Raw genomic sequence first — 22,311 nt, 5'->3', positions numbered from 1 at the left:
CGCTGAACTCGTCCCGCAGAAGAAGAGACATAACGGAGGTGAAAGCCAATGAGTGATCCGGTCGCATGGAGCGATGAAAGCGTCAGAACGCAGGGAACGGTCCGCTGGATTTCAGCCTGATGGTCGCCTCCTTGGATTTTCGGACCGTGGATCTTCGCACAAGTTGACTCTTCCCGAAACGAATCAGATATCACTGGTTGCTGGTGAACGATATATTATGAGATAAGCCAGCCTCTGAGGAGGAAATGGAAGTAGGAGCCGGATTCCCTGTGCATCATGGGGGCCGGCTCCTGCGCTATCGATTACGAGCCACAGGAAGCTCTGGATGTAATGATTCCAATCATGACATTATTGAAGTTCCTGTATCAATGACATCAATATGTTTACCGAGCACGTCACTGTGCATCGACGATGCTACGTTATTCCCACTGACGGGAAGCAGCCACCGCGGCTGCTTACAATAGCTTCTCGACAAATTCCACAAAGATTGATCATCTGATATCTCTCTGCTTTTGGGCGATGCAGGCGATGCCGATTGCGGTCATGGCATACGCGAGGGCAATCGCGCCGCTGAGCATCGGGCTGATGCCTGGTTTGGGTTCCAGTATGGCGGTGCCGGCTATGGAGGGCAGCCATTCGTGCAACGTTTGGGGTGCCTGCAGATTGGTCACGACGATGGGCAGGAGATAATACAGGGCTATGTAGGCGGCCGCGCCTTTGCCCGCCGAGTCGAGGGTCACGCATAACGCGGCGGCGACCAACATTCGTCCGGCGAGTATCAACGCCACGGGCAGGCACAGCAGCAATGCCGTGGACAGCGGCGCGGGCCATGCCTGTTCGGGCACGACGGGATTGAGGATGAGACGGGAGACCCCGGTCGCGGCAAGCGCGCCGGCTGCCGTCACGGTGGTGCCGATGATGGCGATGTCGGCGCACAGGGCCAGGAACAGTCGCGTCCGTTTCGGCTCGACCAGAAACAACGGCACGGCGGTGGCCGTGTTGGTCAGGATGCGGATGGTGAGCAGCGCGGCGACGATCGCCACGGGCTCGGTCATGGGCATGACGGCTCCGGCGATGCTCGGCCCCATGCCCGCAAGCGTGGCCAGGCCGTCGAGCTTGGAATCGGCGGAGAACATGAGCCGCACGGAGGCGCTGGTCAGTGCGGAGAACGCGATGAACGCCACCGGCAGACCAAGCCAAGCAGTCAGCGGTGCCGGCCGGCAGACCGCGTAGCGCATGAGCAGCATCAAACGTCGTAGGCATCGTCCCGTCCTGTTCATGATGCGCGTTCCTTTTCCGGGGTTTGCCGGATCATGCCGGTCATCACGTCACGTAATGTCGGCTCGGCATGGTCCAGACGGACCAGTGTGGCGTCATGCCTCGCCGCAATGGCGAACACGGCGGCCTCGTCCGTCTGTCGTGCCAGATAGGAGCCGTCATCCGAGAGGTGAAGATCGGCTCCGGTTATGGCCAATTCGCCGATGACCATGGCCTTTCGAGTCTCATCCACATCGGGCGTGAACCGGAACACGGTCCCGGACTTGCCGCCGTTGTCGGCGATGACCTGTTCGAGCGGCCCATAGGCCATCTGTCTGCCGTGCATGATGATCAGTACGTGGGTGGCGATGCGTTGCAGTTCGTCGATCTCATGGGCCGCGAGGATGACGGTCTTGCCGGCGGCGGACCATTGGCGCATCGAGTCGTGCAGCCAGAGTCTGCCGGCGATGTCCAATCCGTTGAACGGCTCGTCCAACACGAGAACCGGCGCGTCGGCGATGATCGCGCCGGCCACGCCCAGCCGTTGCCGCATACCCGTGGAATACCCCTTGATCCGTGTCTTCGGCCAACGCTCCAAACCGCAGTCGCGCAGCACGCGGCGCACGCGGCGGCGCACGTTGGGCAATTCCATCATGCCGGCCATGAACGTCAGATACTCACGGCCCGTCATCGACTCATCGCCCAACCGGCCGCCCAGAAACACGCCCACCTGCAGACCCGGTCGCTCCAACTGCCCGTACGGGCGGCCCATGACCAGCGCATGTCCCCGGCTGGGAGCGGACAGGCCAAGCGTCATGCGCAGCGTGGTGGACTTTCCCGCACCATTCGACCCGGCCACCGCCACCACCTGACCCGGCTGCGCCTCGAAATCGATCGGGCCTATCGTCGGCCCGGACGCATACCGCTTGACCAGGCCGCGAACCTCAACAGTGGCGTCCATGGCGAGTCTTGCCGCGATGAGATACCGGATCGCCGGCGTTTACTGATGCCGCGATACTGGAATCTATCTGTCCTAGCTCATCTCCGATCATTTCATCGTCAGCGACAATACTCGGTTCCGGAGGCTTTTCCTCCAACCGAACGACTCCTCTGCGCTGATCCACCACCTCATGCATCAGATAAACCACAAATGGCATATACAGCAGGCTGCACACCATCAACACAATCATCCATTTGAACTGGCGGCGAGCCCACTGCCGATACGCCAACACCAGCCAGACCGCCGAACACGACCATTGGAACACCGTCACCTGCACGACCGCGGGCGGCGTGGACGGCACCCCGGCCAGCAAATTCGAGAACACCTCATGCGCGTACCTGCCATACGCAGGCAACGCCACGGCCTCTGCCACACCAAGCCACACGATCAGCACGCCGGCCAATACCAGATACCACCAGTTCAAAGTATGGCGACGCCCGTTGGAAATACGCCACTTCAAGGACTCAAACCAGACCGAAAGGCGAATCATGATGCTCCTTAAATATGAGATACGTATGTTTCTATAATTGCAGCAAGGACAAGCGAAATCCATGAAATAAAAGCCATTGACAGGGTCAATAAAACGACATTACCTGTATCAACATTTCGTTTCTGACTGTTTTGTAAGAAACATAATTCATAATGTGTAATAGTTAGTGCAATGCCTGCAGCAGTAATCAAGGAAAAGCATTCAAAGAAAAGATGCGGAATAACCGCTGTTAATAATTTATTACCAAAGCCTTGGAACAAATACTGAGCCGCACTCCAACCAAAGATGCCATAGTTAATAACCAATACGATAGTTGTAGGAATAGAAAAAAGAAATCCCCCTAATAATAGTGTTAGCCATACTTTAGTATTATTCCACAGCAGTTCATTAAGATACACGTTTGGAATTATGGCCTTGCTCAAAGGGTACGGACGTAGTCTGGCCAAAAGTCCACCACCCAGAAACGCCATTAAGGAAATCATTAGGATACAACACGTCTTAATAAAGAGCAACTTCAGGAATCCCACATTATTCCTTTCCTGCAAGGCCATAATATCTAATTAATAAATCACCATGCTGCGGCACCTGATGTTCCCAAGATGCCAATCATGGATTGAATGGCAGAAGTGAGTGGCGCCGCCGCGGGGAAGATCATTCCCACCGCAGCAGATCCAAGCCAAGCTACAGCGACAATTGCGGTGGCTGCTGCGCTTCCAATTCCTAGCACTACCATTAGAGAAGCGACAAGTGGAACAACAAAAGGAGTGACGAACACTGCCGCAAGAGCAACTGCCGCACTTGCCATTTGACGCTTTCCCTTATCGCAAGACGTGAGGCGGATACCATTTTCATGCTTAGACATCATTGTCTCCTTTGAATAATGTTAACAAACACTATGTAACTTCATTAGTTAATTGCATTAGTTTCCTTGAGTAATACATCAGCATTATTTTGTAGCCTGCTATTGGTCGCACTTAATGGAGGTGATCGTGCTGCATTCGTAAACTCTTTTATCATAGGGCTCCTTATAAAATCTCAGTATTATAATGTTGCCATTTTATTGCTATAAGACATCGACAAGAGTCTCATTCGCAATTCTCTCGTTCCATTTGCATTGTCAGCTTCTCAAATTGAAGGTGGACTTACAAGCTCCAAATTGTCAACTGTCATTCCGGGATGACAATACCTCAGGATTTTTTGGAACTATGTATCATCAATTACCGCCTCTGGCTGAAAATGGCGGTATGCCTCTGAGTAGGTAGATGCATCGGCCGAGGGGATGCGTCCGAGTTCGTCCGGGGTGAGGAGTTTGCGAGCATTTTTGCGGGTGCTGCGTGTCCAGCTGCCGTTGAGGCCTTTGGTTTCGTTGGTTTCGATGACGTCGATGGTTTGGTCTCCGAGCCGGTCGCTGATGCAGGTGCGGTCGGGCAGTTCGTTGCGTCGGGTCTTGCGGTCCGCCCGGCGCACCGCCGCGAGCATGCGAGCGGCCAGGCAATACGGTCATTCGCACGGCGCATGGCCAGGGGCCGTGTTCCCGCGCCGATGAAGGAAAGTATGTCGAGCAGCCTCGCCTGAATCATTCTCTCCGAAATCAGAGCGGAAGTCTGCGATAGGTCACTGTCATCCGTAGATGTCAAACAGGAGCCAAGTCATGGACGGGTGAGCCGTGAATCGTAGATAATGGGAGAGCTGTATTCTCGGACAACGAAGAAGGCGTAAGGTGCAGGTTGCGAGGAACCGCCTCATTATGGGCTCACGTCGGGGTAAATCATCAGATGAGGGACAAACGCTGGCCGTCACCCCGCGCGATCGATTGATCCTATGGTTTCGGCAGCTCAAAGGGGAACGCCTGCTTCGTTTCACGACGACTCTGATCTGCATCGTCGGCACGATGGGCGTGCTGATCCGCGATTATGTGGAAGAGCGGATGGCAATCGGCACAGGATATTCGTTTATCCGGTTCCTCAACGAGGGAGCGGGAATATGGTACTTCCTCATACTGCTGGTTTTAGGAGCCATAAACGTGACGTTAAGGTTCAGAAGCCCCGTGGCGTTGCTGGCCTTGGAATTCATTGAGCTCTCCCTGAGCGTCCTGTTCGGCGTTGGCCTGCACTCATACACGCAGGTCGCGGTTATCCTGGTGCTTTATCTGTGCATCCGGCTTCCCCTGTATGCTCAGGCCATGTGCGATCTGGCCATGATCTGCATGATCGCAGTGCAATACATGCATCCCGCCTCTCTGCAGCCTCAGTATTTGGCGTTACTGTATTCCGTCGCTTTGGCCGGCATCGCATCCTCACTGTTGTCCATAGCGCGGGACCGTCGAACGGCGAATAGGCTACTGTCCGAAGCACGGCGAAAGACCGCAATACTGGCGGAGGAGAAGAATCGTACGGAACGGCGCCTTCGCATGGCCAACGAACTGCATGACAGCGTCGGTCATGGATTGACCTCGATCATAGCGTTATCGCAAGGAGGCGAGGACTGCATAAGGAACGGCGGCTATTCCGACTCGCAACTGGCCGATGCCTTAGCGGAGATCACATCGATTGCGAAGGACAGTCTGGGTGATACGCGCCGCATCTTAAAGGTCTTCAATGAAGAGGAATCGCAGCCATCTTTGGAACAGGTCGGTCTTGAACCAGTGAATCAGGATGACATCCTTCGTTTACGGGATTGGGACGATATCAGACCCGTACTGGAACACATACGCTCAACCGGAATCATCGTCGTGTTCACCGAAACGGGAAGACGCGTCGAGGATCCCCGCCGTTCGGATTTATGCTTCGCCGTCACTCGCGAGGCACTGACCAATGCCCTTCGGCACGGCGCGGGACTGACCCGCATTGCCGTCTCCTGGAATCATTACCGTGATGGCGGAACAGCAATCACGATCCGCAACGATGGACACGTCTCCGGACACGGCACCACCGGCGAGGCATCCGGTCAAAGCGGGAAGCCGACAGGTGGAACCGGACTGCAACGACTCTCCCAACGCCTTGCGAAAATGGGCGGCACCCTGTCCTATGGGCCATACGGCAATGGCTGGGCGGTCAAGGCACTAATCCCCTGAAAGAAACGGAAGAACCATGAAGGATGCAAGAGACGACATCATCAAGGTCATGCTGGTCGATGACATGCGAGGGGCGCGCACCGGCTTCATGATGATGCTGAACAACGATCCGAACATCATCGTCAGCTCACAGGCCGCGGACGGCGCCCAAGCAATCGAATTCCTACGGCAATCACCGCAGCAACTGCCTGACGTGATTCTGATGGACGTGCGCATGCCCGTCATGGACGGCATAGAGGCGACGGGCATCATCAAGGAGCAATTCCCCCAAATCCAGATACTGATCCTGACCACATACGATGAGGACGATTACGCCTTCGACGGATTGGCGCGAGGGGCATCCGGATTCCTGCTCAAGGATGCGACCCCCAAACAGCTACGTGACGCCGTACACGCCGTGCATAACGGAGATGCAGTATTGACACCGAGAATCACCGGTGAAGTACTCAATCGCGGGGTTCGGCCCATATCGGACAACACCCGCATCAAACTGCTACGAAGCCTATTCGACGGACTTTCCAAGCGGGAACGTGAAGTCGCGGAACTCGTGGCGGCAGGTTTGTCCAATCAGGAAATCGCGGAGCGCCTATTCATCGAAACGACATCGGTACGGCGCACGGTAAGCCGCATATTGGCCAGAATGCACATGCGGGACCGAGTCCAAATCGCCATAGCCTGGTATCAATCGGGGCTGGACCAAATAACAGGCGGCAAACCAGCATAAAGATCACGATATTCATCTCAACGATTGTGCTGTTTGTCATCTTCAGATGACAAACAGCACAATCGTTTTACTGGAGAATAGAGCGAACTGGTTAACTGTATTGCGGCCGGGTCAATCGAAGAAAGGAAAACGATGTGCCAGCTGCCCGATTCGGCTTCACCCATCATCGCGTTTGAGAATGTCTCATTCAGCCATGCCGGCCGCGAATTGCATGGGATCTCATTTGCCGCCTATGCAGGTCGAGTCACCGTTCTGATGGGAGCGCATGACGCTGGCAAAACAACTGTTCTCCGGATGCTGTTGGGACTGGATATCCCGGATTCCGGATGCATATCCACCTGTGGCAAACCCTATGGCACATCCCGTATACCAAAAAACGTTGTGAGTGCAATGCCCGAAGCCATTTCACTGTCCCCGTATTACTCGGCCGGAACCTATCTTCGTTGGAAGGCGCTCTGGGCCGGGACGCCTGATCCGCTTCTTGACGGGATCATTCACATGACCGAACTGCAGAATCTTCTCACCGTCAGGCTCCACGATCTCGCTCCGATCGATGTCCTCAAAATGCGATTCGCCATAGCTCTGCTTCCCAACCCCAAAGCCCTGATCATGGACGAACCGCTCCAGACACTCGATCGATCGGGCACGAATTGGATCTGCGAGCAGATACGGAAGCAGGCGAATCGTGGCGTTGCGGTGCTCATCGCATCCGAACCGGACAGCAGGCTGAGGCCGATTACCGATGACGTTGTGGTACTGGATAAAGGCACCGTGGTAAAAGAGGGCTCCCGCGGCCAGCTTTGGAAGGAAGACTGAAAAACGCCAGCGGATCACCCGCTTCCCTAAGGTCCATGTGTTTGGTGTTTGTCATCCGAAGATGACAAACACCAAACACATTCTTGGATGTACCATCCAAATCAGGTTAACTGGAATGGCATGCACCGGCATGCAATCCGGTCCCATATACAGAGCATGAGGAGAACGAAGATGAAGGATTATGTACCCCCGGCCGTTGAGGTCATCGCATCATTCAAGGAAGCAACCAATGGCGTATGGTTCGGCAAATATGTCGATATCGGCGGAGCCAAGTGTCCATTCATTTGGGGATCGAACTGACCGAAACCCTGCATATATTGATGATCCCTAGCTGTATCAGGATAGGGAAACGTGATGCCGTTTTTTATACTATTTCATTATATGAATTGAAAAAGCAATCCGCCAATATTCTTCTGAGGCGCAACAATGTTGTACCTCAGATAAGAACGACATATCATTCTATCTATTGGATTAATAAAAGCAAATCAAATCGCCCGTATAAACTAATGATGGCAAACAAGTGTGGCATCATTGAAGTATGCGGCACAAATAGTGGATATGATATATTATCTTTCGTTTGCAGTAATGATGCGGTTATTGTTATAAAAATGACGCACGGAGACAATTCTCGTCTGCTGTTTTTCGATGATTTCGGCGAAAGAGACACACGCTTTAAGGAAATTACTTCATCACTTGCCATTGATTCGATGGAGATTACAAATACTCTTCTATATGCTATCGTCAATAGCCAACTTCTAATTATTAACTTTTTTACCGATATACATGATAGGCAAATGATTCAGTCCCCCCATGGATTTATTCCTAAATCATTGCAAAAGCGTAATGGGATTGTTTATGTGATAGGACGCCTATCGGGCGACTCCGCCATCTGGATTCCTTCTCTCGGACAAAATGGGATATGGAAAGCTCCTCCTTGTGGAGTTATTAGTTTTCTTGGATTTCGGGATAGATTCCCTGTTTTCTGCATATCATCTCCAATCCATCAAACGCAAATTGTAACAGGAAATAGGGAAGGATTCTTAGAGGCTGTATCGTCCACACCTAATATTCACTGTCGCAAAATTATTATCCGGAGTAGAGATCAAACAAATATTCCCATTACACTTTTTTATAGACTTGACAGTATTCTCGAGCAGTCTCCTATTCTATTGATGGCATACGGATGTTATGGAATCGCACTTGAGGGAGCCTATGACCGTTTGATTTCATATGTCATACAGTCCGGCATAACTGTTGCCTTCTGCCATATTCGAGGTGGGGGCGAGTATGGAGAGGAATGGCATAGGCAAGCGATAAAAAACAATAAGTTCATATCTATCAATGATTTTCTCGATTGCACTAAAGGATTGATTGCAAATAACTTATGTGACGCCAAACGCATTGGAGCAGCGGGTTCAAGCGCCGGCGCTTTGGTTGTTCTTTCTGCCGCATTGCGCCGCCCGGATTATTTCAAAATTGTTCAATTATCGCACCCTTTTTTAACACCGGAATTGATTCTCACAAACCCCGACAATCCACTTACAATTAGCGATTGGGATGAATTCGGATATCCCTCATCATCTTCTTGCTATGACTCGTTTTCACCTTTGGCGCAATTGCGGCGTCTTCCAGCTGATTTTTCTAATCAGGCTCCTGACATTTGGATTACTGCCGGCAAGAATGATATAAAGGCGCCTCTCTTATATACGGAACAATGGTTGAATTCATATTCGGCTATTGTTCCGTCCGCACATAATTCGGTGTTTTTGCAACTGTTAGATGAAGGACATCACAATTCTGATGATTCTTTGACTGGTGGCTGTTTATCAACTATATGGTTACTCGACTCTCTCTTCGACACAGATTGACATCTTTTGATGTCAATCGTCTCTCCGGCATAGACGATTGACTTGTCTTTATGGATACTGTCGGCAGTAGCACTCTCGTAGGAAGGATTCTCGTCCATGAAAAAATAACCAAATGACTTCATTGGGGTAAATACATATTTATCGGTTCAGGCGCGTGGGTTGGTCAAGCGTGTGGTTTCCGCTGATGGTTCCAGTCCGAGTGTGATTCTCAATGATGTCTCGTTGGATATTCCCGGTGCCGGGTTGACAGCGATCGTCGGGCCTTCGGGTGCGGGTAAGACCTCTTTGTTGTACGTGTTGTCCGGTTTGGACAGGCCCGACTCGGGTCGGGTCGTCATCGGCGGCACCGACATCTACGCGTTGGACGAGGAGCGTCGTTCGCGGTTCATCCGCGGGCATATCGGTTTCGTGTTCCAGCAGTACAACCTCGTGCCGTATCTGACGGTCGAGGAGAACGTGATGCTGCCGCTCTCGCTCGCCCATCGCAAGGCCGACTACATTCGGGTCACGCAGCTGTTGTCCCGGTTCGGCCTGCGCCGGAGGGCGAGGACCGTGGTGAGCGCCCTGTCCGGCGGCGAGCAGCAGCGCGTGGCCCTGTGCCGGGCCCTGCTCTTGCGCCCGGCGGTGGTGTTCGCCGACGAGCCCACCGGCGCGCTCGACACCGCGAACAGCGAGCTCGTGCTGCAGGTGCTGCGCGAGCTGGCGGATTCGGGTTCCAACGTGGTCATGGTCACGCATGACACGGACGCCGCCGCCCTGGCCGACCGCGTGGTCTTCCTGCGTGACGGCGGAATCACCCACATCGCGGGCAGACTGACCGCTGGGCAGATCGTCGAGGGCATGCGCCGCACGTTCGAGCCGGCCATGCCGCAGCACGGTCAGGAGGCCCGTCGTGGGTAGGTATGTGCTTCGCGTGTTCCGCGATAATCTCGCGGGTTGGGTGCCCACGATCATGGTGGTCGCGGTGGTGACCACGCTGGTGGGCGTGTGCATGAACCAGTTCGTGTGGACCTCGTCGCCGTCGTTCGCATCGGCCGCCCGGCTGGCGGGTCTGGACCCGGCCGAGTTCGGCATGGTGTCGGCCACGATCTATGTCGTGGTGGCGTTGCTTGCGTTCTTCTCGCTGACGGTGGTCGGTTCGGCCACGGTTGACCGCATCCGCGGCACGTTCGCGCAATGGCGTCTCATGGGCGCCAGTCCGAGCCAGGTGCGCGCGGGCACGTGGATGCTCGTGGGCGTGGCTAGCCTCACCGGCTCGCTGCTCGGCTCACTGCTCGCGATGCCGGCCAGTCTGCTCGCGGTTCCCGAGTTCAACGCGATGGCCGCGGAGAGCTTCGCCGGCGGGCTCGGCTCGTTCGTCCCTCCCGCATTCGCGCCGTCCGCGACGGCATGGCTCGGCTCGCTGCTGCTGGGCGTGGCCACGTGCATGCTGGGCGCGTTCGTGCCCTCGATGCGTGCGGCGAAGGTTCGTCCCATCGAGGCGATCCGTGGCAGGGACGCGCCGATCGGGCGGCATGGATGGCGGTATTGGGCGCGTTGCGCGCTGGGACTGGTCGTCATGGCGGCGGCATTGGCATTGGCGTTCTCCGGCATGGGCATGCCGCGCGCCCACGCGTTCGGGCAGGAGGCCGGCCAGACGTTCAACGGCGCATTATGGGCCGGGATCATCGCGTCGTTCGGCATGTACGTCCTCACTGGCGTGCTGGTCCCAATCCTGCTGGATGCGGGACGCGCCGTGTGCCGCCTGTGCGGGTCGGCGACCGGCGTGCTCGCGGCCCGTGCCGCCAAGGCGAAGGCCGTGTCCAGTATGAACACCATCGCCCCGCTCGCACTGGCCTTGGGATTGTCCACGACCCTGCTGACCTGCGCGCGGTCCTACGGGCGGATACTGGCCCTGGGCGGCCATCCGACGAGCCTGAACTACGCGGACTCGCTGCTGATGATCGCGATGCTGTGCATCGTGTCCCTGGCCACGAGTCTGGCCGTCATCGCGTTGTCGAACCGTGGCATGGTCGCCGATCAGGCGCTGCTGCGCAGCATCGGCATGTCGCCGCGCCGGGTGACGCGCATGATCCTGTGGCAGAGCCTGCACCTGGCCGCCGGCGCGGTCGTCCTCGCGCTCATCCCGGTCGCCGTCAGCTCGCTCGTGCTCGCAACACGCTCTATCACGCTCGTCGGCGTTCCAGTGGCCGGGATCCCGTGGGCTGGTGTGATCGGCGCGGGAGCGGCCTGCTGGCTGGCGTTGTTCCTCATCCAGTACATGCAGATCCGGCCCGCGTTGCGCCGCAGCGTGGCCGACGCGATCAGAAGCCGTTGACGGCATCAGATTCGGAAAAGGAGGATGATCATGCCTGTCCGATACACGGCAATGCCGAGGCGCGCCCCGGCATCCATGCTGCTCGCGTTCTTGCTGATTTTGACGGCCTTGTTCGGGCTGGCGGCGTGTGGCTCCGTCCAAGGCTCCTGGCCTGACGGCCAGTATGCCGGCCGGGTGCCCGAACCCGACCGGGTGACGACCCGCATCAGGGACGAGACCGACAACGGCTACCTGATCGACGTGTCATGGACCATCGCCGAAGCGAAGGACTACGCGCGAAAGATCAAGGACGCGGGCTTCACCCGCAACGCCACCGAGGAGGAACAGGCCGGCGTATACGACTACACGGCCGACGACGGCACCGTCAAGGTCTCCATCAGCGCATTGCCCGGCGACAACGGCGCCATCAACATCAACAAGCTCCAATGACATTCAAAAGGATCGGCACTCATGGACATTCCCGCACATCACGAACCGTCACCCGGCAAGCCCCTGCCGGCGCCATCGCCCGTCCCGGAGCCCGGCCGGCCGAATCCGCCCCGACCATTGCCAGCCGCGACCGCGCCGAACGATTCGATCGTCGGGTTCCTGTTGCTTGGCCTGTTCCTGTCCCTGCCCGGCGTGCTGATCGCGTGGATCACCGGCCGCGACGGGCACGGATGGGAGCATGGCGGCCGTGTCGCCGCATGGATCGGGGCGCTGCTCTCGCCGTTCGTATGGCTGGCCATCATCATCGTGTTCACTGTGCTGTTCACCGGTTCGGTCACGATGCTCGGCTGCCTGATGCCCGGCGCGGACTGCCTCGCCCAGTGAACACGCCGATGACCCTGCGAGGTGGCACAGTGGATCGTATGGAGCGGCAAACGGTGAACGTCGGCAGGGTCACTGCCATAGCCATGCCATTATGCGTGCTCGCGGTCGAGATGGCGATGCTCACGTGGGAGCGCATGATCGGCGCCCCATTGGATCCGATGTACACGCTCGCCAAGCAGACCGGCGGATTCATAATGCTGCTGCTGTTCCAGCTCCTGTCATGCCTGGCATTGGTGTTCCGTTACCGGGCCCCGTCCGCCACGTTGGCATCGCAGCTCATCCTGACCCTGGTCCTGTCCTTCTGGCATGCGGACTCGATCCTGCTGGTCCAACTGGTCGCGGCGTTCTACGCGTTCATGCGTACGGCCGGGGAACGCCGCATGTACATCGGGTCCCTCGTGACGACGTTGACCGTGACTTTGGCGACGTTCATGTCATGGCCCGCCAGCCGGTTCCTCGGCGAATGGCCCGGCCGCATCCTCCTGCTCGCCCTCGCCGGCGCGATCGCCCTGGCACGCCGCGGCATGGTCCAAGCCAGGAACGCCACGGCCGCCGCCGGCCTGGAACACCGGCGCGCGCAGACCGCCGCCAAGCAGCGTGACGCCGCCGTGCGTCGTTCGCGCATCGCCGGACAATTGCACGACAGCGTGGGGCACGGGTTGACCGCGATCATCGCCCTATCCGAAGGATTGACCGGTAAGACCGGCGACTCGCGCGTGGAGGAGGCTCTGAAGGGCATCAACGAGATCGCACGGGAAAGCCTGGAGGACACGCGCAAGGCCGTGCGCGCACTGACCGAAACCGACACGACCGACGAAGACGAGGATCCCGCCGAACCAGGCTCCCGGAGCATGCGTTCATGGGATGACATCCGTCCGATCCTCGCACACGCCCGCACGCTCGACATCATCACCATATTCACCGAAACCGGCGTCCGCAACGACGACGAACCCCAGGCGGACCTCTGCTTCGACGTGACCCGCGAGGCCATAACCAACGCCATCCGCCACTGCAGACACGTCACGCATCTCAACGTCTCATGGAACCACCAGCCCAACGGAGTCACCGTCATCGTCCGCAACGACGGAGCCACCGGTGCGGCGCAAGCTATCGCACCCGATGACGGCACCGGACTGGACAGACTGTCACGGCGCGTACGGGACGTTGGCGGCACGTTCGCCTATGGGCCGGTCAATGGCACCGAATGGCAGGTCAAAGCGGTCATTCCCCCGACCGGGAAACAACCGACTGAAAGGAAGGTCCGACCATGATCCGTGTGATGCTCGTGGACGACCAGAGACTGGCACGACTCGGCTTCCAGCTCATGCTCGACGACGTGACCGACATCACCGTCATCGCCTCGGCGGAGAACGGGCAAACCGCCATCGACACACTCAACCAGTTGGACGCCGATCACCGGCCGTTGCCCGACGTGATCCTCATGGACGTGCGCATGCCCGGCATGGACGGCATCGAAGCAACCCGACACATCGCCAGACACTGGCCCGCCATCAGAATCCTCATCCTCACCACCTACGACGAAGACGACTACGCCTTCGGCGGACTCGACGCCGGAGCCAGCGGCTTCCTACTGAAAGACATAAGTAAATCACAATTAATGGAATCGATAAAAGCTGTTTTTGAAAATGGTAAAATTCTTACTCCACGAATAACAAAGAAACTAGTAGAATATCAACAAAGCAAATTCATTTTTCAAGACCAGCAAAATATATTTATTGAATCATTCAAGAGTCTTACTACTAGAGAGCGTGACATATGTGCCTTAATTGCACAAGGACTCAGTAATGACGACATAGCAAAAAAACTATTTCTGGAAACCAAATCAGTCAAACGCTATGTTAGTCGAATTCTATCGAAGCTCCATCTTTCAAACCGCACCCAAATTGCAATCAATTGGATTAAATTGAGTGTCTTTACACAACTGAAATAGTGACATCAATTCAAACATAGGCCCATGTCAATATTCCACACATTTATGAAATATGCTTAACGCGAAGTATTCATCTAATTGATAAGGGGCTGCGGACATTTTCTTGGAGACTGAACGAAAGGATTATCATATGTTCAGTCCCGAGGAACGACAGCGCGTGGTGGAGCTGTACTTCACCACGCCGATGACAACGGCCCAGGTGGTGAGGCATCTGGGCTATCCGACCAGGCAGTGCCTGGAACGCTGGCTGGCAAAGGATCCCCGGTATGCTGGCCATATGGCGAAACCGATCATCCCGCTGGAAACGAGGACCAAGGCGATCGAGCTGGTGCTGGGCGGCATGCAGCAGAAGCAGGCCGCCGAACGGCTCGGCGTGAGCGTCGGAGCTGTCCACAACTGGGTCAAGGCGTATCGTGAGGGCGGCATGGCCGCGCTGCAGCCCAGGAACAGGAACGCCAGCCAGACCAACAAGCCCGCGCCGCGACGAAGCCGGAATGCCGGGGACGGCAACGATGACGTGGAGGCGTTGCGCCGCAGGGTCGAGGAACTGGAACTGGAGAACGCGTTGATGCGGGAGGTGGTTGAGGTCGTAAAAAAAGACCCAGGCGCCGACCTGCGGCGCCTGTCGAACAGGGAGAAGACGCTGCTGATCGACCGGTTGAGGCCGGCGTATTCGCTCAGCTCGATGACATGCTTGCTCGCCATCGCGCCCAGCAGCTACCACTACCACCACGCCCGGCTCGCCATTGACAAATACGCCGGTGTGCGCGTCAGGGTGGCCGAGGCGTTCGCCGCTTCCAAGGGCAGGTACGGGTACCGCCGCATCAAGGCCATGCTCAGGACCGGCGTCTCGGAGAAGGTGATCCGCCGGATCATGGCCGAGGACGGGCTCGTGGCGCACGCGCCCAAACGGCGCAGGTATAGTTCCTACGAGGGCGAGACGACGCCGGCTCCCGACAACCTCGTCAACCGCGAATTTACGGCCGAACGGCCGAATGAGAAGTGGCTGACGGACATCAGCGAGATCAAGGCCAGGGACGGGAAGGTGTACCTCTCGCCGATGATCGACTGTCACGATGGCAAGATCGTCGCGTACACGGCCGGTTTCAGTCCCAACGCGGAGCTCGCCAACAGGATGCTCGTCAAGGCCGCGGAAACGCTGCCGGAGGGGGTGAAGCCCCTGGTGCATTCCGATCGCGGCTGCCATTACCGGTGGCCCGGATGGCTGGACCTCATGGAACGGTACGGCCTGACGCGGTCAATGAGCGCGAAGGGCTGTTCCCCGGACAACGCCGCCGCGGAGGGGTTCTTCGGTCGAATGAAGACGGAATCCGTCTATCCCGAGCATTGGGAGAAACGCACACGCGACGAGGTGCTCATCCTGATCGACGATTACATCCGCTGGTACAACCACGAGCGCATCAAACGGTCGCTTGGTTGGATGAGTCCTGTACAATACCGTCAAAGCCAGGGAATGGCTGCGTGACCATCTCCAAGAAAATGTCCGCAGCCCCCTACCATCAAGGCAGGAATGATATGCTTTATTTATCGGCGTTTACGGTTCCGTTCCTGTTTGCGTTGGCGTTGTGGCCGGTGGTGTCCGTGGCGTTGACCGTTCCGGTGCTGGCGATGCTGTATCACCGCGATAACCGGCTTGGATTGCCGGCGATCCTGTCCGCGTATGGCACGGTGCTGTATGCAATCGGCTTGTTGTGCTTCACTTTGTACCCGTTGCCGGCCGATCCCGTCGCGTTCTGCGCCGTCCACCATCTGAAGCCGCAGTTGGACCTGTTCCGGTTCGTCGCCGACATACGTACCGACGGGTTGGATGCTGTGTTGCAGATCGTGATGAACGTCGTGTTCTTTCTGCCGCTCGGGTTCATCGTCAGGCGTGTGTTCCATCGCGGGCTTCCCACGGCCACCGTCGCCGGGTTCCTGGTCTCGCTGCTGGTGGAGACGATGCAGTTGACGGGAACGTTGGGCGTGTTCCCGTGCGCGTATCGCCTGTTCGACGTGGATGATCTGGTGTGGAACACGTCGGGCGCGCTGGCCGGGTACGGGTGCGCGCTGGCATTCGACCGGCTCCTGCCCATGCGTGAGTCGGATGCGGCGACGGTGACCCATCCCGGCCTGGTCCGGCGTCTGGTCGCGTTCCTCGTGGACATGGGCCTCGTGATGTCGGCGGCACTGCCGTTGGCCGTCGCGGCGAATGTCATCCACGCATTGGTCTCAGGCGTCCGGCCCGGTGCGGCTGCCGACCGCGTGTTGGGCGGGTTAGGGTTCTCGGGGCTGATGTTCCTGCTCATGCTGTTCGTCTTCGAGGTGTTGGTGCCCTGGCTGCGGGATGGGCGCACGTTGGGAGGCGGCTACACGCATATGACCTGTGAGACGGTTCCGCGCTCGGGCGTACGTCGGATCCTGTTCTATATGGCACGGTTCGTGGTGTTCGCCTGTTTGGCGCTTGCCGGCATACCTTGGCAGCCCGTGATCGCCCTTGCGCTCCTGACGTTCTGGATGGCGTTCAGGCGCATGCCCTACGACCTGATCTGACGCCCCTCCGGGCATGTCGATGCACGTGCCATGAACCGCCGGCGCGTTCCCCGCTACATATACCGATGAACATCCGTCTACGATGTGCTGTGGAAGGAGCCGCATACGCAGGATGACATGACCTCGCCCGGTGGGGCGGCGACGCGTGACGGGGATCTGCTCGCGCGGGTCGCCTCCGGGGACGAGCGTGCCTTCGAGACCCTGTATGGGCGGTACGCTGCGGCGGTGCGGGCGTTCGTGCGCGTGCGCGTGCCGGATGCCGGCACGGCCGAGGAGGTGTGCGCCGACGTGTGGTTGGGTTGCTGGCGGTCGGCGAGGGCGTTCCGCGGTGACGCGAAGGTGCTGTCCTGGTTGCTGGGCATCGCGAAACGGCAGATCTACATGCGCGTGCGGCGCGTACGCCCGAATGTGACCGCGTTGGACGATGCGCCCGAACCGCGTGACGATGGCCCGAGTCCGGAGACGGCCGTGCTGTCCGAAGCGGGCGTGGATGATCTGACGGCGTTGCTGCGCCGGCTGCCCGTCGAACTGGTGGAGACGGCCACGTTGGCGTGGCTGCACGGCCTGTCGTACCGGCAGATCGCCGATTTGTCGGACGTGCCGGAGGGCACGGTCAAATCCCGTATCTCGCGTGCGCGCCGTCTGCTGCGCGCGCAACTCGACCGCCAAAACGATGCGGATGGAAAGGAACGGTGAATCCCGATGACCGATCATATCGACGAAACGACCGACCGCTTGACGGGCGGGACGCCCGACGGGCGTCTGCTTGCGGCATTGGACGCCGTGGAACGATCCCGTTCGGAAGACGCGCCTCCCGCTGCGGCGGTGATGGCGCGCATCCGCGCGTCGCGTTCCCCGTTGGACGGACCGGCATGGTCGTGGGCGCGCAGCCTGCGGTTGTTCATGCTGCTGCTGGGCCGGCAGTCGCGGGTGGTGCCGTGGCAGGTGGTGCCGGCCACGCTGGCGTTGATGGCGTTCGCCGGATTGGGGGCGCGGTTCTTCGCGGTCGGCTGGGGTGCGACGGTCGTGTCCCGCGCGTTCTGCTCGATGGTGCTGGCCGGCGTGTTGTTGAGCGTGACGATGGCGTTCGGGGATTCCCGCGCGGACATGATCTCGTCGGCCACCCCGTTGGGTACGGGGGCGGTCACGCTGGTCCGGCTGGTGTTCATACTCGCCTGCGACGTCGTGTTCGGCCTGATGGTGACCGCCGTGATGGGCGCGCAGGGGTATGGGACGTTCGGCGTGCTGCTGGTCGGATGGCTGTCGCCCCTGCTGCTGGTCGCCGGCGTGGGCGCGATGCTCGCGATCCGTTTCTCCACGGGCGTCGGTTTCGGCGTCGGCCTGCTGCTGGTCGCCGTGATCCGTACGGACCTGCTCGGGCTGACGGGCCTGCCGGCCGCGGGCTGGATCGATATGACCCGGCCATTCGGGCAGCCGCTGCTGGCCGTCACGGGTCTGATGGCGTGCGCGGCGGCGGTGGCGTTCTCCGGACGATTGTCCGAGGCGCGCATGGCGGCCGCGGCCGTCTGACCGGATTGAAGCCGACGGGCCTCCGGCGGCCGTTCGGCGTGTCGCGTGAACCATGCGGCTGCCGTCCGCTACCTATCAGGTGACGGACGATAAGGAACGGCCGTCGAGCTTCGCACTTCAAGGAGGGACGGCATGGCGGGAATGATTCGCGCGCAGGCCAGACGCATCGGCATGGGATTGCTGACAATGCCCGTGGCCTGCGGGATCGCGGTGGCGGCCGCCGGCATCATGGTATCCGGCGTGTGGTCGCGCACGCAGACGCTGACGGTGGTGAACTGGCTCGCCCAGCTGATGGTGATCGGCGCGGGCGTGTGCGTGGCGGTCGCGTTGACCGGCGACCCGCTGGTCGAGGCGAGCGAGTCCACGCCCGTGGGTTGGAGGCGCGTGCAGGCCACGCGGTTCGCACTCGCGGCCGTGTCCGGTCTTGCCGGCGCCGTGCTCATGTTCGCGCCGTTGCACGTACTGGGCCTGTGGCCGCAGGACACGGGGTGGATAAGCCTGATCGCGCCGACCGGCGCGGTGCTGGTCGTGGGGGCGGCCGGGTTCGCGGCCGCCGCGTGGTCCGCGTCCACGCGGGCCACGGTCATGGCGGTGGTCGCGGTATGGATGTTCCTCGCCCTCCTGTGGGATCCGTACGTGCTCGACCCGGTCGCGCAACGCGGCATCCCGCTCACCGTCGCCGTGATCGCCGTCGGGATCGCGTGGCATCTGCTGGGCGACGAGGAACGCAACGTGACGCTTGCGAGGAGGAGCATATGAACATGCACATCGGCTTCCCGCGATTGATCCGCGTCCACATGATCATCGTGTGGCGGCAACGCTCCCTATGGGCCGCGGCCGTCCCATTGGCCCTGTTCGCGCTTCTGCTGGGCATGATCTCCCCTGCCGGCCCGCACGACCACGGCGCGGGCGATCTGGCATTCATGGCCAAGACGATGGCCATGTTCATGCCGATCGCCTACATGGCCGCGTTCACCGACTTCCACACACGCCACGACCGACTCGGCATCGGCCAACTGGAGGACTCCACACCCACACCCGTGCCCCTGCTGACAGCGGCACGCACGCTCGGCGCGTTCCTGATCCTCATCACCCCGTCGCTCCTGCTGCTGGCCTGCGCCGGCGTCATCCAGACCCTGCACGGCTCGTGGCGGGCCATACCGCAGGCATTGGCCGCCGGACTCGCGATCACCGGGCCGGCCGTGCTGACCGCGATGAGCCTGTCCTCGCTGCTCGGCGCGATCCTGCCCATGATCGTCGCGCGCATCGCCGGCGTGCTCGCATGGTTCGCGCTCGTGTTCTCCTCGCCGATGCTGCCCGCGCCGACCATCAACGGCACCATCCTCAACGTGATCGGCGACGCCGTCGGCGCCGGATGGTTCGGGCTCGGCCCCGTCTACCCGGCCACGGGAGGCATCCTCGCGGTCACCGGCACGCCCGCCAACGCGGCCATATCCCTGATCGCGCAGCTCGTCATCGCCGTCCTGCTCATGGCGTTGGGCGGATGGTGCTCGGCACGCCCGCGCACAACGCGCTGAACGGCACCGGCGGAACCCCACCGAAAAAACACCACACGGAAAGAAGACGTCATGTTCATCTCCATCAACCACCTGACCAAGGACTTCCCGAGGAAGCCCCGCGCACTGGACGACGTGACCTGCGACCTGCCGCACGGCATGGTCGGCCTGATCGGGCCGAACGGCGCAGGCAAAACCACGCTCATGCGCATCCTCGCCGGCATCATCCGCCCCACATCGGGCCAGGTGCTCATGGACGGCCACGATCTGAAGGACGCGAGGACCCGCCGCGCGCTCAAACGCACGCTCGGCTACCTGCCGCAGGACATCGAACCCTACCCGCAGCTCACCCCGCTCGAATTCCTCGACTACGTGGGCGTCCTCAAAGGCATCGACGACACCCGGGAACGCATGCGCCAGGCGCACGAGCTCATCGACCGGGTCGGGCTCACGGACGTGGCCGACCGGCGCATCGGCGGCTTCTCCGGAGGCATGCGCCGCCGCGTCGGCATCGCCCAGGCCCTCATGGGCGACCCCCGGCTCATCATCGTGGACGAACCCACCGCCGGACTCGACCCCGAGGAACGCATGCGCTTCCGCACGCTGCTCGCCAGCCTCGGCGGCGACCGCACCGTGATCCTGTCCACCCACATCCTCGACGACATCGCCCAGACCTGCCCATACGTGTTCGTCCTGCGCCAAGGCCGCATCCGCTATGACGGGCCGACCGAACACCTCACCGGACACGCCGCGGGCCATGTCTGGCTCACCCAGCCATCCAACACCCCGCCACCGGACGGCATGATCGTCGCCAACGCCGTCACCACCGCACGCGGCGTACGCTACCGCGTCATCACCGACAACCCGCCCGCCGACGCGCACCCCATGGACCCCACATTGGAGGACGGCTACATGGCCCTCATCGAGGAACACCCCGACCAGCATTGACGGCAGACGAACAAGCACCCCGACCACCACCGAACACGACAAAGGAAACCAGCATGACCAACACGACACACGCCATCCGAACCATCACCGCCACAAGCCTCGCCGCCATCATGACCCTGGGGCTGACCGCCTGCATGGACGGCATCGAACACCCCGAAAACTACCCTACCGACGGCAGCAAGACAATCACCGCGACCAGCAACCCCCAGGACATCAGCGCCGACCAGCTCGGCCACACATGGCCCCTCACCGTCGACCACGGCACCGTCAGCTGCACGCACAACGGCAAAGGCGATCCCGTCATGCGCTTCACCGCGCCCGACGGCACCCGATACGCCCTCAACCAGACCAGCGACAACAAGGACCTGCCCGACATCAATCAGCTCCTCGCCAACGGCAAATCCACCGGCACCCTCACCAGCTTCGCCTTCACCGTATGCGACGTGAAATAATTTGGATATTCCCGAAGAAAAGGACCCTGACACCGTCGTCACAACAATCAATGAACATATGCCGCTGGTACACAGCAGCCCATGTCCTCCGGCAGTGGAATTCCAACACGTCTACTTCTCATATGGCTCCAAACCAATTTTGCGCGACCTGAACCTCTCCATATCCCAGGGAAGCGTTACAGCACTAGTCGGGCCCTCGGGCGCAGGGAAAAGCACCATCCTACAACTTATCGAACGTTTCTATGTTCCCTCCAGCGGAAACATCAATGTACTCGGTAACGACATAACAACTTGTGATCGAGACGATTTACGCAGCCATATTGCATACGTAGAACAGGATTCACCAGCACTGTCCGGTAGCCTACGCGAGAATCTACTTCTCGGATCAACCTATCGCAGCGACGATGAATGCCGACAAGTACTAGAGTCCGTGAACCTCTCCCATCTACTAGACCGATCTGACAAAGGTCTTGATATGCAGGTAGGAGAAAACGGAATCATGCTATCAGGCGGAGAACGCCAAAGACTCGCCATAGCTCGTGCTCTTCTTTCCACGGCAAAAATCATCCTACTCGACGAAGCCACCGCAAACCTGGACGCTGATAACGAACAGCTTGTTACCCAACTACTGGAACAAGCCGAAGACCGCACTTTCATTATCGTCACCCACCAACTCACTACCGTGCGCAATGCCGAAATGATATATGTCCTGAGTAATGGCCATGTCATTGGAGAAGGGAAACACGACCACCTTCTCAAAACCGTTCCCTTGTACTACATGCTTGCCAAAAACAGCAGCTTGCGCCGTCCTTAAAAACAATAAAAAGAGACATTCTCTATAGGTGCCATCATCTTTGGCATTATTTTCCCCTATTGAGGGTGTCATCTCTAGATGACATTTTCGCACGTCTTCTTGCTGCTCATTGTCTCTTCGATGGATAGTGGGGGTATCGAAGTCCAATACGCAGGTGAGGAAGGTGGATAATGGTTCGACATTTGAGGGGA

The 22,311-nt window shown here is 59.0% G+C and carries 25 protein-coding genes; 19 read left to right on the top strand and 6 right to left on the bottom strand.

Going from position 1 to position 22,311, the window contains the following annotated elements:
• Nucleotides 1-491: 491 nt before the first annotated feature.
• The 6 genes from MMB48_RS02625 to MMB48_RS02600 all read right to left on the bottom strand — a co-directional run bounded on the left by MMB48_RS02625 (nucleotide 492) and on the right by MMB48_RS02600 (nucleotide 4,226).
• Nucleotides 492-1,280: a hypothetical protein gene (locus tag MMB48_RS02625; protein WP_012576899.1), complete on the bottom strand. Its 789-nt coding sequence runs from the start codon at nucleotides 1,278-1,280 to the stop codon at nucleotides 492-494.
• The gene (locus tag MMB48_RS02620; protein WP_032743796.1) at nucleotides 1,277-2,218 is read right to left on the bottom strand and encodes an ABC transporter ATP-binding protein; all 942 of its coding nucleotides are present in this window, start codon (nucleotides 2,216-2,218) and stop codon (nucleotides 1,277-1,279) included. The genes MMB48_RS02625 and MMB48_RS02620 overlap by 4 nt, the downstream gene beginning before the upstream one ends.
• Nucleotides 2,202-2,747, bottom strand: a complete 546-nt coding sequence (locus MMB48_RS02615) for a hypothetical protein (protein WP_012576897.1) — start codon at nucleotides 2,745-2,747, stop codon at nucleotides 2,202-2,204. The genes MMB48_RS02620 and MMB48_RS02615 overlap by 17 nt, the downstream gene beginning before the upstream one ends.
• A gap of 8 nt (nucleotides 2,748-2,755) precedes the next feature.
• A complete protein-coding gene (locus MMB48_RS02610) occupies nucleotides 2,756-3,274 on the bottom strand; it encodes a stage II sporulation protein M (RefSeq protein WP_162859280.1) in 519 nt (172 codons plus the stop codon).
• 41 nt (nucleotides 3,275-3,315) lie between these two features.
• On the bottom strand, nucleotides 3,316-3,612 hold the full coding sequence (locus MMB48_RS02605) for a hypothetical protein (RefSeq protein WP_136527158.1): 297 nt from the start codon (nucleotides 3,610-3,612) through the stop codon (nucleotides 3,316-3,318).
• Nucleotides 3,613-3,950: 338 nt separating this feature from the next.
• On the bottom strand, nucleotides 3,951-4,226 hold the full coding sequence (locus MMB48_RS02600; protein WP_032743798.1) for a type IV secretory system conjugative DNA transfer family protein: 276 nt from the start codon (nucleotides 4,224-4,226) through the stop codon (nucleotides 3,951-3,953).
• A 241-nt stretch (nucleotides 4,227-4,467) separates the two neighbouring features.
• Between MMB48_RS02600 and MMB48_RS02595 the strand changes: the two genes are divergently transcribed.
• The 19 genes from MMB48_RS02595 to MMB48_RS02505 all read left to right on the top strand — a co-directional run bounded on the left by MMB48_RS02595 (nucleotide 4,468) and on the right by MMB48_RS02505 (nucleotide 22,120).
• The gene (locus MMB48_RS02595) at nucleotides 4,468-5,820 is read left to right on the top strand and encodes a sensor histidine kinase (RefSeq protein WP_235685102.1); all 1,353 of its coding nucleotides are present in this window, start codon (nucleotides 4,468-4,470) and stop codon (nucleotides 5,818-5,820) included.
• A gap of 16 nt (nucleotides 5,821-5,836) precedes the next feature.
• A complete protein-coding gene (locus MMB48_RS02590) occupies nucleotides 5,837-6,544 on the top strand; it encodes a response regulator transcription factor (protein WP_032743799.1) in 708 nt (235 codons plus the stop codon).
• A gap of 132 nt (nucleotides 6,545-6,676) precedes the next feature.
• Nucleotides 6,677-7,360 carry an ATP-binding cassette domain-containing protein gene (locus MMB48_RS02585; protein ID WP_014484607.1) on the top strand — a complete coding sequence of 228 codons (684 nt, stop codon included), beginning with the start codon at nucleotides 6,677-6,679 and terminating at the stop codon, nucleotides 7,358-7,360.
• 272 nt (nucleotides 7,361-7,632) lie between these two features.
• Nucleotides 7,633-9,228 carry a prolyl oligopeptidase family serine peptidase gene (locus MMB48_RS02580; RefSeq protein WP_168928612.1) on the top strand — a complete coding sequence of 532 codons (1,596 nt, stop codon included), beginning with the start codon at nucleotides 7,633-7,635 and terminating at the stop codon, nucleotides 9,226-9,228.
• 159 nt (nucleotides 9,229-9,387) lie between these two features.
• Nucleotides 9,388-10,128 carry an ABC transporter ATP-binding protein gene (locus MMB48_RS02575; protein ID WP_179960191.1) on the top strand — a complete coding sequence of 247 codons (741 nt, stop codon included), beginning with the start codon at nucleotides 9,388-9,390 and terminating at the stop codon, nucleotides 10,126-10,128.
• Complete coding sequence (locus tag MMB48_RS02570) at nucleotides 10,121-11,545, top strand: FtsX-like permease family protein (RefSeq protein ID WP_032743800.1); 1,425 nt, start codon at nucleotides 10,121-10,123, stop codon at nucleotides 11,543-11,545. The genes MMB48_RS02575 and MMB48_RS02570 overlap by 8 nt, the downstream gene beginning before the upstream one ends.
• A gap of 30 nt (nucleotides 11,546-11,575) precedes the next feature.
• Nucleotides 11,576-11,974 carry a DUF6591 domain-containing protein gene (locus tag MMB48_RS02565; protein WP_012576878.1) on the top strand — a complete coding sequence of 133 codons (399 nt, stop codon included), beginning with the start codon at nucleotides 11,576-11,578 and terminating at the stop codon, nucleotides 11,972-11,974.
• 117 nt (nucleotides 11,975-12,091) lie between these two features.
• Entirely contained in the window at nucleotides 12,092-12,358 is a 267-nt protein-coding gene (locus tag MMB48_RS02560) for a hypothetical protein (RefSeq protein ID WP_230581198.1), read from the top strand.
• An 8-nt stretch (nucleotides 12,359-12,366) separates the two neighbouring features.
• Entirely contained in the window at nucleotides 12,367-13,629 is a 1,263-nt protein-coding gene (locus MMB48_RS02555; RefSeq protein WP_012576876.1) for a sensor histidine kinase, read from the top strand.
• Nucleotides 13,626-14,309: a response regulator transcription factor gene (locus MMB48_RS02550; protein ID WP_032743802.1), complete on the top strand. Its 684-nt coding sequence runs from the start codon at nucleotides 13,626-13,628 to the stop codon at nucleotides 14,307-14,309. The genes MMB48_RS02555 and MMB48_RS02550 overlap by 4 nt, the downstream gene beginning before the upstream one ends.
• Before the next feature lie 130 nt (nucleotides 14,310-14,439).
• Nucleotides 14,440-15,795, top strand: a complete 1,356-nt coding sequence (locus MMB48_RS02545; protein ID WP_176338716.1) for an IS3 family transposase — start codon at nucleotides 14,440-14,442, stop codon at nucleotides 15,793-15,795.
• Between the two features lie 50 nt (nucleotides 15,796-15,845).
• Nucleotides 15,846-16,859 (top strand): VanZ family protein, encoded by a 1,014-nt coding sequence (locus MMB48_RS02540; protein WP_032743530.1) that lies wholly within the window; start codon nucleotides 15,846-15,848, stop codon nucleotides 16,857-16,859.
• 117 nt (nucleotides 16,860-16,976) lie between these two features.
• Nucleotides 16,977-17,555, top strand: coding sequence for an RNA polymerase sigma factor (locus MMB48_RS02535; RefSeq protein ID WP_032743531.1), 579 nt, complete (start codon nucleotides 16,977-16,979; stop codon nucleotides 17,553-17,555).
• Between the two features lie 6 nt (nucleotides 17,556-17,561).
• A complete protein-coding gene (locus MMB48_RS02530) occupies nucleotides 17,562-18,389 on the top strand; it encodes a hypothetical protein (RefSeq protein ID WP_032743533.1) in 828 nt (275 codons plus the stop codon).
• A gap of 132 nt (nucleotides 18,390-18,521) precedes the next feature.
• Complete coding sequence (locus tag MMB48_RS02525; RefSeq protein WP_003829423.1) at nucleotides 18,522-19,148, top strand: hypothetical protein; 627 nt, start codon at nucleotides 18,522-18,524, stop codon at nucleotides 19,146-19,148.
• Nucleotides 19,145-19,927 (top strand): hypothetical protein, encoded by a 783-nt coding sequence (locus MMB48_RS02520; RefSeq protein ID WP_032743534.1) that lies wholly within the window; start codon nucleotides 19,145-19,147, stop codon nucleotides 19,925-19,927. The genes MMB48_RS02525 and MMB48_RS02520 overlap by 4 nt, the downstream gene beginning before the upstream one ends.
• A 51-nt stretch (nucleotides 19,928-19,978) precedes the next feature.
• A complete protein-coding gene (locus tag MMB48_RS02515) occupies nucleotides 19,979-20,854 on the top strand; it encodes an ABC transporter ATP-binding protein (RefSeq protein WP_032743536.1) in 876 nt (291 codons plus the stop codon).
• 53 nt (nucleotides 20,855-20,907) lie between these two features.
• The gene (locus MMB48_RS02510; RefSeq protein ID WP_032743538.1) at nucleotides 20,908-21,306 is read left to right on the top strand and encodes a superoxide dismutase; all 399 of its coding nucleotides are present in this window, start codon (nucleotides 20,908-20,910) and stop codon (nucleotides 21,304-21,306) included.
• 1 nt (nucleotide 21,307) lies between these two features.
• Complete coding sequence (locus MMB48_RS02505; protein WP_230581159.1) at nucleotides 21,308-22,120, top strand: ABC transporter ATP-binding protein; 813 nt, start codon at nucleotides 21,308-21,310, stop codon at nucleotides 22,118-22,120.
• Nucleotides 22,121-22,311 lie beyond the last annotated feature (191 nt).

It is taken from the genome of Bifidobacterium sp. FKU (genome assembly GCF_026016385.1).
GTDB classification, from domain to species: Bacteria; Actinomycetota; Actinomycetes; order Actinomycetales; family Bifidobacteriaceae; genus Bifidobacterium; species Bifidobacterium infantis.
The sequence above is the reverse complement of the archived record's forward strand: the minus strand, read 5'-3'. Positions and strand labels throughout refer to the sequence as shown.